Consider the following 14,431-nt stretch of genomic DNA (forward strand, 5'->3'; position numbering starts at 1 on the left):
CCGATGACCTTTTCCTCCTGCTGCCGCGTGACGGCGCCCTTGCTGTTCTCCCTGCTCGCCATGGCAGGCTGTGGCGGCGTAGGCCACGACGTCGCTGACGTCGTCGGCGCCATGGCCGACGGCATCGTGTGCGGCCTGCGCAACTGCACCGAATCCTCGACGCTGAACGTCGACGAGATCAGCCCTCGCTTCAGCGCGGCCCAGGCAACGGGCGACAACCGCGTGGTGGTGGACGGCTTCCTCGGCAAGTCCGCCAACGTACTGACGACGGTGCTGATGGCGCCGGATGAGCGCCTGTCGGTCAGCGTCGACGGCGGCCCCGAGGTGACGATGAGCAATCCCGACGGCGAGCGTCTGGGCTACACCGCCAGCTTGGCCGCCGCGAGCGCCCAGCCGGTGGTGCAGCTGGTGTTCACGCGGGCCGGTGTGCGCCATGTGAGCCAGGTCACGCTGCCCGTTGGCTTCACGGTGCTGCAGCCCACTGGCAACCCTTTGCTGACACGCAGCGGCGCCGCCCTGCCGGTGCGGCTGAACCTGTCCGGCGTGAACGACGCCGTCGCCACGGGCAGCGGCAGCTGCAGCCGCAGCGATGGCAGCAGCTTCACGATCAAGAACGAGAATCTGGGCGCACGCATCGAGGGCAGCGTGGCGGGCGGCTACCGGCTGGAGCCGGCCCTGGTGGACGACAACCTCAACATCGCCAGCCGCAATGCCAACAACAGCGATCCCAAGACCGCGGCCGTCAGCCGTTGCGAGCTCACGGTGACCTGGACCAAATCCTCTCGCGGCACCATCGCGCCGACGATGAACGGCCACGGTACTTTCCTCGGCGAACGCCAGGCCAGCCACCCCCTGGTCTACGACGCGCGCTCCTGAAGCAGACTGTCAGCGAGCCAGCGCTGCAGGGCGCCGACGACGGCGGGCGCTGCGGCCTCGGAGTCGCCGAGGGCATGGGCGGCGCGCTCGCACAGCAGGGCGAAGGGCAGGCCAGCGGCGACGCCGTCGAGCAGAACCGCCTCCAGCGGCTCCAACGAGCGCCAGCGGGTCTCGCCGGCCTGGCGCCAGGCCAGCAGCGTGTGTTCATGCGCCACCGGCTCAGGCAGCTCGGGTTGGTCGTCGCCGGACTCCGGCTCCCACTCGCGCAGCACGCGCCAGGCGGGCTCGATGGCGTAGGCCAGCACCACGCGCTGCACGCTGGGCTGCAGGTGCAGCACCAGGCCGGCCCAGTCGTCTGCGCCAAGTGCGGCCAGCGAGGCCGGCTCCAGCGGGGGTGCCTGGGCCGCATCGAAGGCGCCACGCAGAGCCCAGTCCATGCGCGCGAAATCGATCAGGCTGGCATGGGGCACGAGTTCATCGTCTGCTGCGGCCATGAAGTCGGCCAGCTCATGGCCGAACCAGCGGATGGACGGGTGCTGGCTGGGCCGCGCGGCGAGATAGGCCTGGCCCAGGGCGTCGAAAGCCTCGTCGCCCAATGCCCGGGCGAGCACGGTGTAGTTGTCGGTCAGCGCCGCCACGAGGCGGGCCCGATAGGCATGGCGGTAGACCTCCAGGCCCGTCGCGTGGTCGCCAGCGAGCAGGTCGGCCGCGTCGGCACCGTCGCGGATGGCAGCGGCCAGTCGCTGCTGTTGCTGGATGACGCTCATGAGGTGGTCGCCAGGCGGCGGGCCACGGCCAGTTCGGCCAGCAGGCTTTCCAGCGGCGGAATGTGGTCGTCGCGCTCGATCATCGTCGGCACCGCGCCGAAGCGCTTCACGGCATGCTGGTACAGCGCCCAGACCTCGTCGCGCACCGGGTGGTCGTGGGTGTCGATGACGATGTCGCCGCGGTCCTCGTGGCCGGCGAGGTGGATCTGGCGCACGGGCTCGACGGGAATCGCATCGAGGTAGGTAACGGGGTCGAAGCCGTGGTTGCGGCCCGAGACATAGACGTTGTTGACGTCCAGCAGCAACTGGGCGCCGGTGGCCTTGAGCAACTGGGCGATGAAGTCCCACTCCGTCATCTCGTCGGCCGCGAAGCGCACATAGCTGGAAACGTTCTCCAGCACCAACGGCCGGCCGAGGATGTCCTGCACCTGGGCAATGCGGCCGCCCACATGGTCCAGCGCCGCTCGCGTCAGCGGCACCGGCAGCAGGTCGTGCAGCTGGCTGTGGGCGTCGGCGCTCCAGCAGAGGTGGTCGGACACCCAGCCGGGTTCAAGCCGGTCCGCCAGCGCTTTCAATTCGCGCAGATAGCCCAGGTCCAGCGGTGCGGGCCCTGCCACGGACAGCGACACGCCGTGCATGACCAGCGGGTAGTCCGCGCGGATGCGCTCCAGATGCGCCATCGGCGGGCCGCCGGGCACCATGTAGTTCTCGGAAATGATCTCCAGCCAGTCGGGCCGCACGGTGGCATCCACGCCCGCCTCGAAGGCCGCGTAATGCTCGACGCGCAAGCCGAGGCCAAAGCCTTGGATGTGGGTCATGGCGAGAAAAAGGAAACGGCGCGGCACCGAAAGGTGCTCGCGCCTCATCAAGCGGCAGCCGTGGATCTGGCTTTGCCAGGCCACTGGCTGCGCCCCCTTGAGGGGGAGACGCGTGAGCGTCTCGGGGGTGGGCTTATTTCTCGACTTTTCCGCCAGCCTTGGTGCACTCGTCAGCGCTCTTCTTGCTGACCCAGCCCTGGCCCTTGCAGCCGTTGTGGCCCTTGCAATCGCTCTTGGCGGTTTTGCACTCGGAAGTGCCCTTGCAGCCGTTCACGCCGGAGCACTTGACCATGCCGTCGGCGGCCATGGCGGTCGTCGGCACGGCGGTGGCGAACAGGGCAGCAGCGGCGGCAGCGATGCCCAGGCCAGTCTTGAGGGATGCGTTCATATCGAGTCTCCAGGAGATAAAAGTGGATGAATGTGAGAGGTTTCACCACAGGCCGATTCCGGATGCATCCGACATCGACTTGCCAGCTTCTGTCGGGGGCCATGCCCAACTCCTTACAACCGACAGGCAGATTCTGATTACCTGACGTTATGGCTGCAATGGCGCGTGGCATTCGTCATGGTCCGGCGCCAGCCGCTAGAGTCCGTCAGCTTCGCTTCCGATCCCCATGCTGAACACCGAAACCCCAAGCACCCGGCATCCCGACCTGGACACTTACGCCACGCCGGCACTGCTGGATGCATTCATCGCCGATCAGGTCGATGCCGTCGCAGCCGTCAAAGCCGCCGCGCCTCAGCTCGCCGCCGCCGTGGACGCCGCACTGCCGCGCATCCGCGCCGGCGGCCGGCTGCTGTATGCCGGCGCCGGCACTTCCGGGCGGCTCGGCGTGCTGGACAGCGTGGAGCTCTACCCCACCTTTTCCTGGCCACGGGAACGGGCCGTCGCCGTCATCGCCGGCGGCCAGGGCGCGATGTTTGTCGCCGTTGAGGGCGCGGAGGATGACCGCGCCCAGGGTGCCGCCGACCTGAACGCGCTGAACCCCGGCCCCAACGACGTGGCCCTGCTGCTTGCAGCGTCCGGCGGCACGCCCTATGTGCTGGGTGCCATTGAGGCCGCCCGCGCGGCCGGCGCGCTGACCATCGGCTTTGCCAACAACCCCGGCGCGCCGGTCACCCAGCAGGCAGAGATCGGCATCACGCTGGACACCGGCGCCGAGGTCATCTCCGGCAGCACGCGCCTCAAGGCCGGCACCTCGCAGAAGATCGCGCTGAATACCTTCTCGTCGGCCCTGATGGTGCGGCTCAACAAGGTCTACGGCAACCTGATGGTGGACCTGAAGGCGACCAACGTGAAGCTCGTCAAGCGGGCGGTGGCGCTGACCGTGCGCGCTTCGGGCGCGAGTGAGGCCGATGCGCAGGCTGCGCTGGCGCAATGCGACCACCATGTGAAGACGGCGCTGGTGATGCTCAAGCGCGGTGTCGGTGCGCGCGAGGCGCAGGCCTTGCTGGACAAGGTCGATGGCAGCGTGAGCCGGGCACTGGCTGCGTGAACACCCAGCAACGCTCGCCCTGGGCGTGGATCCCGACGCTCTACTTCGCGCAGGGCATCCCGTACGTCGTCGTCATGACGCTGTCGGTGGTGCTCTACAAGAACCTCGGCATCTCCAACACCGACATCGCCCTCTACACCAGCTGGCTCTACCTGCCCTGGGTCATCAAACCGCTGTGGTCGCCGTTGGCCGAGTTGTTCGGCACCAAGCGGCTCTGGGTCACGGTGCTGCAGTTCTTCGTCGGCACGGCGCTGGCCGGCGTGGCGCTGACGATCCCGACCGACAAGGTCTTCCAGCTGTCGCTCGCGGTCTTCTGGCTGATGGCGTTCGCGTCCGCCTCGCACGACATCGCGGCCGACGGCTACTACATGCTGGCCCTGCCGCAGCACCAGCAGGCCGCCTTCGTGGGCGTGCGCTCGACCTTCTATCGCCTCGCCAACATCGGCGGCCAGGGCGGCCTGGTCTATCTCGCCGGTGAGCTGACCGAGCGCAGCGGCAGCGTCGTGCAAGCCTGGACCTGGGTGTTCTGGCTGCTGGGCGGGCTGTTCGTGCTGCTGGCGGCCTGGCATGCGCTCGTGTTGCCCCGGCCTGCGGCCGACGTGCAAGGCCCTGGCCGCGGCGCGGCGCGCGGGCTGGCAGCCGAATTCATGGCCGTGTTCGCCAGCTTCTTCAAAAAGCCCGGCATCGCCATCACGCTGGGCTTCCTGCTGCTCTACCGCTTCCCCGAGGCACAGCTGCTCAAGCTCGCCAGCCCCTTCCTGCTCGACCCCGTCGACAAGGGTGGCCTGGGCCTGTCCACCAAGGCCGTTGGCATCGCCTATGGCACGGTCGGCCTGACGGCACTGACGCTGGGTGGCCTGGCCGGCGGCTGGGTCATCTCCCGCATCGGCCTGAAGCGCGCGCTGTGGCCGCTGGTGCTGGCCATGCATGTGCCCAACGTCGCCTTCCTGCTGCTGGCCATCACGCATCCGACCAGCCTCGCCGTCATCAGCGGCGCGCTGGCCGTCGAACAGTTCGGCTACGGCCTCGGGTTCACGGCTTATCTGATGTACATGATCCACGTCGCCGATGGCGCCCAGAAGACGGCGCACTACGCCATCTGCACCGGCTTCATGGCCCTGGGCATGATGATTCCCGGCATGTGGAGCGGCTGGCTGCAGGACCACATCGGCTATGTGCCCTTCTTCGCCTGGGTGCTGGTGGCCACGCTGCCGAGCTTTGTCATGGCGGCGCTGATCAAGGTGCCGGACAACTTCGGCAAAAAGGTCGAGGCGTGAACGGCCGCCTGCTCAGCCTCGATGCCTTCCGCGGTTTCGCGATCGCGGCGATGCTGCTCGTCAACAACCCCGGCGACTGGGGCAACGTCTACGCGCCGCTGCTGCACGCGCACTGGAACGGCTGGACCTTCACGGACTGGGTCTTCCCCTTCTTCGTCTTCATCTCCGGCATGGCGATGACGCTCAGCCTCGCGCGCCGCGCGCAGGCCGGCGCCAACAAGACGGCGCTGCTGCTGAGCACGTCACGCCGGGCGCTGGTCATCATCGGCATCGGCCTGCTGCTCAACCTGATTCCCAGCTTCAATTTCGAGACCCTGCGCATCCCCGGCGTGCTGCAGCGCCTGGGCCTGTGCACGCTGGCCGCGGCGCCCATCGTCATCTGGTGCAGCGCACGCGGCGTGGCGCTGTGGGCCGTGCTGCTGATGGCCATCTACACGCTGATGCAACTCTGCCTGCCGGTGCCCGACGCAGACGGCATCGTTCACGTCGGCCTGCTGGATCCGGGCAAGGATGCCGGTTCCTGGCTGGACCGCCTGCTGCTGGACGGCCACCTGTGGAAGCAGGCCAAGGTCTGGGACCCCGAGGGCCTGCTGCCCACGCTGCCGGCCGTGTCGACGCAACTGCTGGGCGTGCTGGCCGGCTATGTGCTGGCCTCCAAGAAGCAGCCCGCCGACAAGGCCATGACCTGGGTGCTCTATGGCCTGGCCGCGCTGTGGCTGGGCCAGGTGCTCGACTCGCTGCTGATGCCCATCAACAAGTCGCTGTGGACGCCGTCCTTCGTCTTCGCGATGGCCGGCTGGGCCTTGCTCGTCTTCGCCGTCTTCTACTGGCTGCTGGATGCCATGCCACAACCGCTGGCCCGCCAGCGCTGGGCGCGCGTGTTCCACCCGCTGGTCGTCTTCGGCATGAACGCCCTCTTCCTGTTCGCGCTGTCGGGCCTCGTTGCCAAGACGCTCTACACCGTCAAGTTTGCCGACGGCGCCAGCCTCGGCCGCGCGCTGTACGCGCCACTGCGCGACTCGGGCCTCGCACCGAAGAGCGCCTCCCTGCTGCACGCCATCGCCTTCGTGCTTTGCATGTACGCCATCGCCTGGCTCATGTATCGCAAGCGCTGGTTTATGAAAGTCTGATGCCATGAAACGCCGCGACCTGCTCAGCCTCGCCTCCGTTCCGCTGCTTTCCGCCTGCGCCACGGCGCCCGCCCCCGTGCCGCCGGGCGAGGCAGCGCTGGCGGCCACGCCGCCAGCGCCCGCAGGATCGGCCGCCACCGCTCTGGCCCCGCCGCCCCGCGAATGGCGCGCCGCCTGGATCGCCACCGTCGCCAACATCGACTGGCCCAGCAAGCCTGGCCTGAGCGCTGAAGCGCAGCAGGCCGAGATCAAGTCCCTGTGCGACATCGCCGTGCGCATCGGCCTCAACGCGTTGATCCTGCAGGTGCGCACCAGCGCCGATGCCCTCTACGAATCCAAGCTGGAACCCTGGAGCGAATACCTCACCGGCACCCAGGGCCAGCACCCCGGCTACGACCCGCTGGCCGTCTGGCTGGCCGAGGCTCGCGCCCGCGGCCTGGAGCTGCATGCCTGGATCAACCCCTACCGCGCCCGGCACAGCACGGCCAAATCCGCGCTGGCCGAGACGCACATCGGCCGCAGCCGCGACTGGGTCAAGCGCTATGGCGACCAGCTCTGGATGGACCCGGGCGAGCCCGCCGCCGCCGAGCAGACCCTGGCCGTGGCGCGCGACATCCTGAGCCGCTATGCCGTTGACGGCATCCACATCGACGACTACTTCTACCCCTATCCCATCAACGATCCGGCCACCAAGCAGGAGGTCGACTTCCCCGACGAACCGAGCTGGCAGCGCTACACGGCCAAGGGCGGGTCCCTGAGCCGGCACGACTGGCGCCGCTACAACGTCAACACGCTGGTGCAGCGCCTGTACGCGCTGGCCCATGAAGTGCGCCCCGGCACGCGCGTCGGCGTCAGCCCCTTCGGCATTCCCAAGCCCGACGCGCGCCCGGCCGGCATCAGTGGCTTCAGCCAGTACGACAAGCTCTATGCCGACGTGGAGCTGTGGCTGCGCGAGGGCTGGATGGACTATCTCGCGCCCCAGCTCTACTGGCCGCGCTCGCAGACGGCCCAGTCCTTCGAGCCGCTGCTGCAGGCCTGGCGCGCGTCCAACCCGCTGGGCCGGCCCATCCATCCGGGCCTGTTCACCAGCCGCATCAACGACACCGACAAGAGCTGGCAGCCCGACGAGGTGCTGGCCCAGATCGACATCATCCGGCGCGCCTCGCCGGGCAGCGGCCACATCCACTTCAGCATGGCGGCGCTGTCGCAGAACCGCAAGGGCATCGCCGACGCCTTGCGCAGCGGCCCCTACGCGGCGCCCTGAACGCCGGGCTCAGAACGCGTAGGCAATCTTGCGCAGCTGCACCTCGTAGCCGCGGTCACTGGTGCTCAGCGACGACGAGGTGCTCTTCACGCGCAGGTAGACGGCCATCGTCTTGCCCGTCGCGTTGAAGTAGTTCACTTCCGGCTTGCCGCCGATCAGCACGGCGCTCTTGATGAGCTTGCCGCTGGCGTCCAGCAGCTCCATCGTCGCGTTGAAGGAGAAGATATCCAGCAGCGTCGGCGGGTCCAGCGTCAGCGTGGTCTGCAGCGTCGTCGAAGCGGCCAGGTTGACCGAGTAGATGTCGACGAACTGCGGGTAGGCCGGCTGCAGCGTGCCGCGCACCCGCGCCGGGAACACGTTCAGGTATTGGGCCTGGGCCAGCGTGTCGTTGGGCTCCTTCTCCAGGCGCAAGCCGCGCGCCGCGATGATGGCCTGCTCGGCGTCGACGATGCCGGCACCACAACCCGTGCAGCTGCCCGGGAAGGCGCGCGCGGTGGACCGCATCAAGGAGGCCATGTCCGACGGCAGCACCGTCGCGTTGACGGCCGCCATCAGCGCGGCCACGCCGGCGACATGGGGCGCCGCCATGGACGTGCCGCGCATCCAGCTGTAGGCGTCGGCCACCGGGCCGCTCATGCCGGTGTTGGACAGCGACAGCACGTTGCCGTAGGTCGCGTCGCCGCCGGGCGCCGCGATGTCCACCATGTCGCCGTAGTTGGAATAGCTGGAGCGCGTGCCGACCTTGTTCGTCGCGGCCACGGCCATCACATGCTTGCAGTTGGCCGGCGTCTGCTTGGCGACGTCCTGGTTGTCGTTGCCGGCCGCGACAACGATCACCGCCCCCTTGTTGTAGGCGTAGTTGATGGCCGACTGCGTGATGCTGGCACAGGCCGCTTCGCCGCCCAGCGACAGGTTCATGATCAGCGCCGGGTTGGCGTTGGCCGGCACGCCGGCCACCGAGCCGCCGGCGGCCCAGACGATGCCGTCGGCGATGTCCGACGTAGCACCACCGCATTTGCCCAGCACGCGCACCGGCACGATCCTGGCCTTGGGCGCCACGCCGGTGACGCCCAGCGCGTTGTTGCCCACGGCGGCGATGGTGCCGGCGACATGGGTGCCGTGCCAGCTGCTGTTCTGGGCTGGTTTGTCGGCGCCGCACTGGTTGGCTGTGACGTTGTCGCCGGGGTCGCCGGCATTGCTGTCACGCCCGCCACCGTCGCCGGCGCGGGTGCTGTCGGTGATGAAGTCATAGCCCGGCAGCAGGTTGGCCGCGATGTCGGCATGCGGCAGTACGCCGGTGTCCAGCACCGCCACGCGCACGCCGGAGCCCATGCCGATGTCCCAGGCCTTGGGCGCGTTGATGCCACCGGTCGGGTCGCTCATGTCCCACTGGTTGGCCCAGTTCGTGTCGTTGGGCGTGAAGGTGGGCTGCATGACGTGGTCGATCTCGACGGACTCGATGCTCGGGTCCGACAGCTGGATGTCGCGTGCCAGTTGGGCCAGTGCGCTGGCCGGCACGCGCTGGGCGAGGCGGATGACGCGATGGCCCAGTGCGCTCTCGCGATCGAAAGCCACGCGCTGGCCGCGCGCCTCGCTCATGGCCCGAAAGCCCTGCAGCGCCGCCTTGGCGGCCACCGGCGTGCGCGCGCCGTCGCGGAACTTGATGATGAGGCCGGCGGCCTGGGGCTCTGTGCGGGCCTGGGTCTGGCTGGAGGCGGGGTTCATCACGCCGAACAGCGCGGCGGCGATGAAGCTGAGGGCGAAGGGCTTGTAGGTCGGGTGCATGGAAGGCTCCGTGTCAAAGAACCCTCATGCTCGACAGCGCCCGTTGCAGCCCCGCTTCAGTGGCGCACGCGGTTGGTTTCGTTTGTTGCGCGCGCCCCCTAGCTTGCGCGCGCGGCCGCCTTTGTCATGCCGGCTTCACGGCGGCTGCCTAGCCTGCCGGGCTTGAACCAACGGAGACATCCATGCGCCGCACCTTCACCCGCCTCGCACTGCTGCTGCTTGCCGCCGCCAGCCTGCCCGCCTGGGCCCACGATGCCGATGGCGACCGCCGCGGCGGCAACACCGGCATCGCCAGCGTGCAACTGGGCCCGCGCCCCTTCTTCCTCGTCAACGAGATGAACGACAGCCCGCTGAAGAAGCGCCTGCAGCATTGCGCCGCCTCGCGCGAAAGCTACAGGCCCACGCTGTTCTCCATCGGCCACCGCGGCGCGCCGCTGCAGTTCCCCGAGCACACCAAGGAGAGCTATGAGGCCGCCGCACGCATGGGCGCCGGCATCGTCGAGTGCGACGTGACCTTCACCAAGGACAAGGAGCTGGTCTGCCGCCATGCGCAGAACGACCTGCACACGACCACCAACATCCTCACCACGCCGCTGGCGAGCAAATGCATCAAGCCCTTCACGCCGGCCGCCTTCGACGCCGCCGGCACCCTCATCGCACCCGCTGCGGCCGAATGCCGCACCAGTGAGCTGACGCTGGCCGAGTTCAAGACGCTGCGCGGCAAGATGGACGCCTTCAACCCGCGCGGCCGCACGGTGGCCGAGTACATGGCCGGCACGCCGAACTTCCGCACCGACCTCTACGCCGGCCCCACCAGCGGCACGCTGCTGACGCTGAAGGAAGCCATCGCCTTGTTCAAGCAGCTCGGCGTGAAGATGACGCCCGAGCTGAAGGCACCCAGCGTCGTCATGCCCTTTGACGGCTTCACGCAGGCCGCCTATGCGCAGAAGATGATCGACGAACACAAGGCCGCGGGCGTGCCGGCGCGCGACGTCTGGGCGCAAAGCTTCGACCTCAACGACATCCTGTACTGGGTCAAGAACGAGCCGTCTTTTGGCCGCCAGGCCGTCTACCTCGATGACGCCAACGTGCCCGCCGACGTGCCCACCGCCGAGCAGCTCAAGGCCTACCGCGCCCAAGGCGTGCGCATCGTCGCGCCGCCGCTGTGGGTGCTGCTGGCCGCCGACACCAGCGGCAACCTGCTGCCCTCGCAGTACGCGCGCAACGCCAGGGCCGCCGGCCTGGACATCATCACCTGGTCGCTGGAGCGCAGCGGCATCCTGGCCGACGGCAACAACGGCTCCTACTACCAGACCTATGACAGCGCCATCACCCGCGAGGGCGACATGTTCCGCATGCTGGACGTGCTGGCCGAGCAGGTCGGCGTGATCGGCGTGTTCTCGGATTGGCCGGCCACCGTCAGCTTCTACGCCAACTGCACCGGGCAGAAGTAAGCCGGCTCAGGCAGGGCGGCGCGCCACCATGAGGTGATACATGCCGCGCAGCCCCGCCTCCTCGAAACCGCAGGCCGCGTACATGCGCCGCGCCGGGTTCTCGGGATGGACGGTCAGCGCGACCTGGGCATGGCCCGCCCGCCAGGCGGCGTCCAGCGCCGCCAACATCAGCGCCTTGCCGATGCCCTGGCGCTGGAAGGCCGGCCACAGGCCAATGCCCAGCTGCGGCGTGCTCGCATCCACCGACGCCAGGCCCACGCCCTCGGGCAGCACGCGCATCCAGCAGGCGCCCGCGTCCGCACCTTCTTGCACGGCCACAAGGCCGATGTCGGTCGGCCGTCCCCAGTCCTCGGCATAGATACGCACGCCGGGGTTGTCCAGCACCTCGCGCGGGCGCAGCGGTGCGGGCGGCGGGTCCCACAGCGCGATGTGCAGCCAGTCCCACAGCGTGGACTGGTCCTGCGGGAACAGCGGGCGAAAGTGCAGCATAGGCCCGAGCCTAACGGATCGGTCAGTCGCCAGTCTGAGGTCATGGCGATCACGCCGCCAGCAGCTTCGCCGCAGCGGCCATCGCGGCCTCGTCCTTCAGCACGTCGCCGGGCCGCGTGCCGTCGCCCAGCACGGCGCCGCCCCAGCGCATCTTCATGTAGCCGGCGCTGAAGCGCAGGCTGTCCACCAGGGGCGCAGCCAGGTGGGGCTCGTCGCCGCTGCTGGTGGCGCACAGCACATACATCGCCTTGCCGGCCATCTGCGGCTTGAAGTCCAGACCCGGCACGCGCATGAAGGCGCTCCAGTGGTCAAGGTAGAGCTTGAGCGGTGCGGGCAGGCTGTACCAGTACAGCGGCGAGGCGACGAGGAGGTCGGTCGCCCACAGCGTGTCGTCCAGCAGGCGGGCGAGGTCGCCAGTGGGGGCCGGGTACTGGCCAACGCTGTGCCGGATGTCCTCGAAGGGTGGCAGGGCCAATTCAGCCATGCGCCGCCAGCGCACCTCGGTGCCGGCGGGCAACGCCGCCACCGCGGCGCGGGCCATCAGTTCGGCGTTGCCATCGGCGCGGGTGCTGGCGAGGAGGATGAGGACGCGGCGTGCAGCGGTTTCGGTCATGGCGGCAGGGGTTGCTTGGGCAGGGCCAAATGATGGCGCCAAGCCCATGCCCTTTGCCCGCCGCGGGGCACGCCTGCGGCCTGCCGGCTGCCCCCTCCATCTGCGGGGCGCCCCCCAGGGTTTGGGGTGGGCGCCGGCAGGGCTTCGGTCGCCCAATGGTGCAACACCCCTCGGGAGACCCACCATGCGCCGTGCCCTCCTTGCTCTTGCCCTGTCCACCCTGAGCGTGGCCCAGGCCGCCAGCGTGTCCGTCTACAACAGCCTCGCGGCATGGCAGGGTGCCATCAGCGGGGCGGCGCAGACGCAGGACTTCTCCGGTTACTCGTCCGGCACCAATCTGACGGGCGTGGCGGTGCTGCCCGGCGTCACCCTGACCAGCAACCTCGGCCCGGTGCAGGCCTTCGCGCAGACGGCCACGGCCTTTGGCGCGCGCAACCTCGGCAATGCCTACTTCGAAGGCCATTACGCGCTGCCCTTCCTCGCCGCCGCGCTGGACATCACGGCCTTCGAATCCAGCCCCGGCGTGCCCAGCACCGCGGTCGACCAGGGCCTGCTGTCATTCCTCTTCAGCGACGGCACGACGCAGGACCTCGCCATCTCCGGCGGCAGCGGCGCGCCGATCTTCGTCGGCGTGATCTCGACCAGTGCCATCGCGGCCTTCCGCTGGACCGAAGCGCATGAAGGCAACGGCGGCAACGAAGAGACGGGGTTGGACAACCTGCGCGTCGCCATGCGCACGACCAATCAACTGCCCTTGCCTGGCTCGTTGCCGCTGGCGATGCTGGCCTTGCTGACGTCAGGTGTACTGCCGCTGGTGCGAGGCCGCCCGCGCTGATCGGCGCGAGCCGCTCCGCTCAGAAGAACCCGAGCGCGTTCGGCGAATAGCTGACCAGCAGGTTCTTGGTCTGCTGGTAGTGGTCGAGCATGGCCTTGTGGGTCTCGCGGCCGATGCCCGACTCCTTGTAGCCACCAAACGCCGCATGCGCCGGATAGGCGTGATAGCAGTTGGTCCACACGCGGCCGGCCTGGATGGCGCGGCCCATGCGGTAGGCGCGGCTGCCGTCGCGGCTCCACACGCCGGCGCCCAGGCCGTAAGGCGTGTCGTTGGCGATCTGCAGCGCCTCGGCCTCGGTCTTGAAGGTGGTCACGGCCAGCACCGGGCCGAAGATCTCCTCGCGGAAGATGCGCATGTTGTTGTTGCCCTGGAAGAGCGTCGGCTGGATGTAGTAGCCGCCCGCCAGGTCGCCGCCGAGATGGGCGCGGTCGCCACCGATCAGCACCTTGGCGCCTTCCTCCTTGCCCAGCGCGAGGTAGGTCTGGATCTTGTCCATCTGCATGGCCGAAGCCTGCGCGCCCATCATCGTGTCGGTGTCGAGAGGATTGCCCTGCTTGATGGCGGCCACGCGCTTCAGTGCCCGCGCCATGAACTTGTCGTAGATCGATTCCTGGATCAGCGCGCGGCTCGGGCAGGTGCAGACCTCGCCCTGGTTGAACGCGAACAGCACCAAGCCCTCGATGGCCTTGTCGAGGAAGGCGTCGTCCTCGGCCATCACATCCTCGAAGAAGATGTTGGGGCTCTTGCCGCCGAGCTCCAGCGTGGCCGGGATCAGGTTGCTGGCCGCGGCCTGGGCGATGACCTTCCCGGTGGCGGTCGACCCGGTGAAGGCGATCTTGGCGATGCGCTTGCTGGTGGCCAGCGGCATGCCGGCCTCGCGGCCGAAGCCGTTGACGATGTTCAGCACGCCCGGCGGCAGCAGGTCGGCGATCAGCTCGGCCATCACGAGGATGCTGACCGGCGTGCTCTCAGCGGGCTTGAGCACCACGCAATTGCCCGCGCCGAGTGCCGGGGCCAGCTTCCATGCCGCCATCAGGATGGGGAAGTTCCACGGAATGATCTGGCCCACCACGCCCAGCGGCTCCTGGAAGTGGTACGCGATGGTGTTGCCGTCGATCTGAGAGAGAGCGCCTTCCTGCGCACGCACGCAGCCGGCGAAGTAGCGGAAGTGATCCACTGTCAGCGGGATGTCGGCGTTCAACGTCTCGCGGATGGGCTTGCCGTTGTCCACGGTCTCGGCGTAGGCCAGCAGCTCCAGGTTCTGCTCGATGCGGTCGGCGATCTTCAGCAGCAGGTTGGCGCGGTCGGCCGGCGGCACGGCGGCCCAGCTCGCGGCAGCGGCGTGGGCGGCGTCCAGCGCCAGCTCGATGTCTGCGGCGCTCGATCGCGCGGCCTGCGTGTAGACCTTGCCGCTGATGGGCGTGATCACGTCGAAGTACTGGCCCTCCACGGGCGGCACGAACTTGCCGCCGATGAAGTTGTCGTAACGCGCCTTGTAGGCGATCTTGGCGCCGGCAGCACCGGGGGCGGCGTAAACAGTCATGGCTTGTCTCCTGCGAATGGGTTGAGGCATGTCCATCAACGCAGAACCCGTGCCAGCACACGGCGGGCACGCCAGAGCCCGCTG

14 protein-coding genes are annotated in these 14,431 nt (G+C 68.7%); 7 read left to right on the forward strand and 7 right to left on the reverse strand.

Annotation, left to right across the window (positions count from 1 at the left end):
- The first annotated feature begins 3 nt into the window (after nt 1-3).
- Complete coding sequence (locus ASC91_RS18945) at nt 4-876, forward strand: hypothetical protein (RefSeq protein ID WP_056200238.1); 873 nt, start codon at nt 4-6, stop codon at nt 874-876.
- On the opposite strand, the gene ASC91_RS18950 is transcribed toward ASC91_RS18945, so the two are convergent.
- The 3 genes from ASC91_RS18950 to ASC91_RS18960 all read right to left on the reverse strand — a co-directional run bounded on the left by ASC91_RS18950 (nt 858) and on the right by ASC91_RS18960 (nt 2,849).
- A complete protein-coding gene (locus ASC91_RS18950; RefSeq protein WP_056200241.1) occupies nt 858-1,643 on the reverse strand; it encodes a DNA-binding domain-containing protein in 786 nt (261 codons plus the stop codon). The two genes, ASC91_RS18945 and ASC91_RS18950, sit on opposite strands and share 19 nt — an antisense overlap.
- Nucleotides 1,640-2,461: a DUF692 domain-containing protein gene (locus ASC91_RS18955; protein ID WP_056201283.1), complete on the reverse strand. Its 822-nt coding sequence runs from the start codon at nt 2,459-2,461 to the stop codon at nt 1,640-1,642. Before ASC91_RS18955 ends, ASC91_RS18950 begins: the two co-directional genes overlap by 4 nt.
- Before the next feature lie 133 nt (nt 2,462-2,594).
- Nucleotides 2,595-2,849 (reverse strand): hypothetical protein, encoded by a 255-nt coding sequence (locus ASC91_RS18960; protein ID WP_056200244.1) that lies wholly within the window; start codon nt 2,847-2,849, stop codon nt 2,595-2,597.
- Nucleotides 2,850-3,075: 226 nt separating this feature from the next.
- Between ASC91_RS18960 and ASC91_RS18965 the strand changes: the two genes are divergently transcribed.
- Genes ASC91_RS18965 through ASC91_RS18980 form a run of 4 tightly spaced genes read left to right on the forward strand, consistent with a single transcriptional unit; the run spans nt 3,076 to nt 7,628 of the window.
- Entirely contained in the window at nt 3,076-3,957 is an 882-nt protein-coding gene (locus tag ASC91_RS18965; RefSeq protein ID WP_056200247.1) for an N-acetylmuramic acid 6-phosphate etherase, read from the forward strand.
- Nucleotides 3,954-5,234, forward strand: coding sequence for an MFS transporter (locus tag ASC91_RS18970; protein ID WP_056200250.1), 1,281 nt, complete (start codon nt 3,954-3,956; stop codon nt 5,232-5,234). The genes ASC91_RS18965 and ASC91_RS18970 overlap by 4 nt, the downstream gene beginning before the upstream one ends.
- Complete coding sequence (locus ASC91_RS18975; RefSeq protein WP_056200261.1) at nt 5,231-6,364, forward strand: acyltransferase family protein; 1,134 nt, start codon at nt 5,231-5,233, stop codon at nt 6,362-6,364. The genes ASC91_RS18970 and ASC91_RS18975 overlap by 4 nt, the downstream gene beginning before the upstream one ends.
- A 4-nt stretch (nt 6,365-6,368) precedes the next feature.
- A complete protein-coding gene (locus tag ASC91_RS18980) occupies nt 6,369-7,628 on the forward strand; it encodes a glycoside hydrolase family 10 protein (protein ID WP_056200265.1) in 1,260 nt (419 codons plus the stop codon).
- 9 nt (nt 7,629-7,637) lie between these two features.
- On the opposite strand, the gene ASC91_RS18985 is transcribed toward ASC91_RS18980, so the two are convergent.
- The gene (locus tag ASC91_RS18985) at nt 7,638-9,413 is read right to left on the reverse strand and encodes a S8 family peptidase (RefSeq protein WP_056200268.1); all 1,776 of its coding nucleotides are present in this window, start codon (nt 9,411-9,413) and stop codon (nt 7,638-7,640) included.
- A 182-nt stretch (nt 9,414-9,595) separates the two neighbouring features.
- On the opposite strand from ASC91_RS18985, the gene ASC91_RS18990 reads away from it, so the two are divergent.
- Nucleotides 9,596-10,867, forward strand: a complete 1,272-nt coding sequence (locus ASC91_RS18990) for a glycerophosphodiester phosphodiesterase family protein (RefSeq protein ID WP_056200271.1) — start codon at nt 9,596-9,598, stop codon at nt 10,865-10,867.
- A gap of 6 nt (nt 10,868-10,873) precedes the next feature.
- On the opposite strand, the gene ASC91_RS18995 is transcribed toward ASC91_RS18990, so the two are convergent.
- A complete protein-coding gene (locus ASC91_RS18995; protein WP_157281819.1) occupies nt 10,874-11,356 on the reverse strand; it encodes a GNAT family N-acetyltransferase in 483 nt (160 codons plus the stop codon).
- Between the two features lie 49 nt (nt 11,357-11,405).
- Entirely contained in the window at nt 11,406-11,969 is a 564-nt protein-coding gene (locus ASC91_RS19000) for a flavodoxin family protein (protein WP_056200277.1), read from the reverse strand.
- A gap of 184 nt (nt 11,970-12,153) precedes the next feature.
- Between ASC91_RS19000 and ASC91_RS19005 the strand changes: the two genes are divergently transcribed.
- Complete coding sequence (locus ASC91_RS19005; protein WP_056200280.1) at nt 12,154-12,804, forward strand: hypothetical protein; 651 nt, start codon at nt 12,154-12,156, stop codon at nt 12,802-12,804.
- Nucleotides 12,805-12,823: 19 nt separating this feature from the next.
- Here the strand turns inward: ASC91_RS19005 and ASC91_RS19010 are convergent, their stop codons facing one another.
- Entirely contained in the window at nt 12,824-14,347 is a 1,524-nt protein-coding gene (locus tag ASC91_RS19010; RefSeq protein ID WP_056200283.1) for an aldehyde dehydrogenase family protein, read from the reverse strand.
- Nucleotides 14,348-14,431 lie beyond the last annotated feature (84 nt).

The sequence above is a fragment of the Pelomonas sp. Root1237 genome (genome assembly GCF_001425055.1).
In the GTDB taxonomy this organism is placed as follows: domain Bacteria; phylum Pseudomonadota; class Gammaproteobacteria; order Burkholderiales; family Burkholderiaceae_C; genus Pelomonas.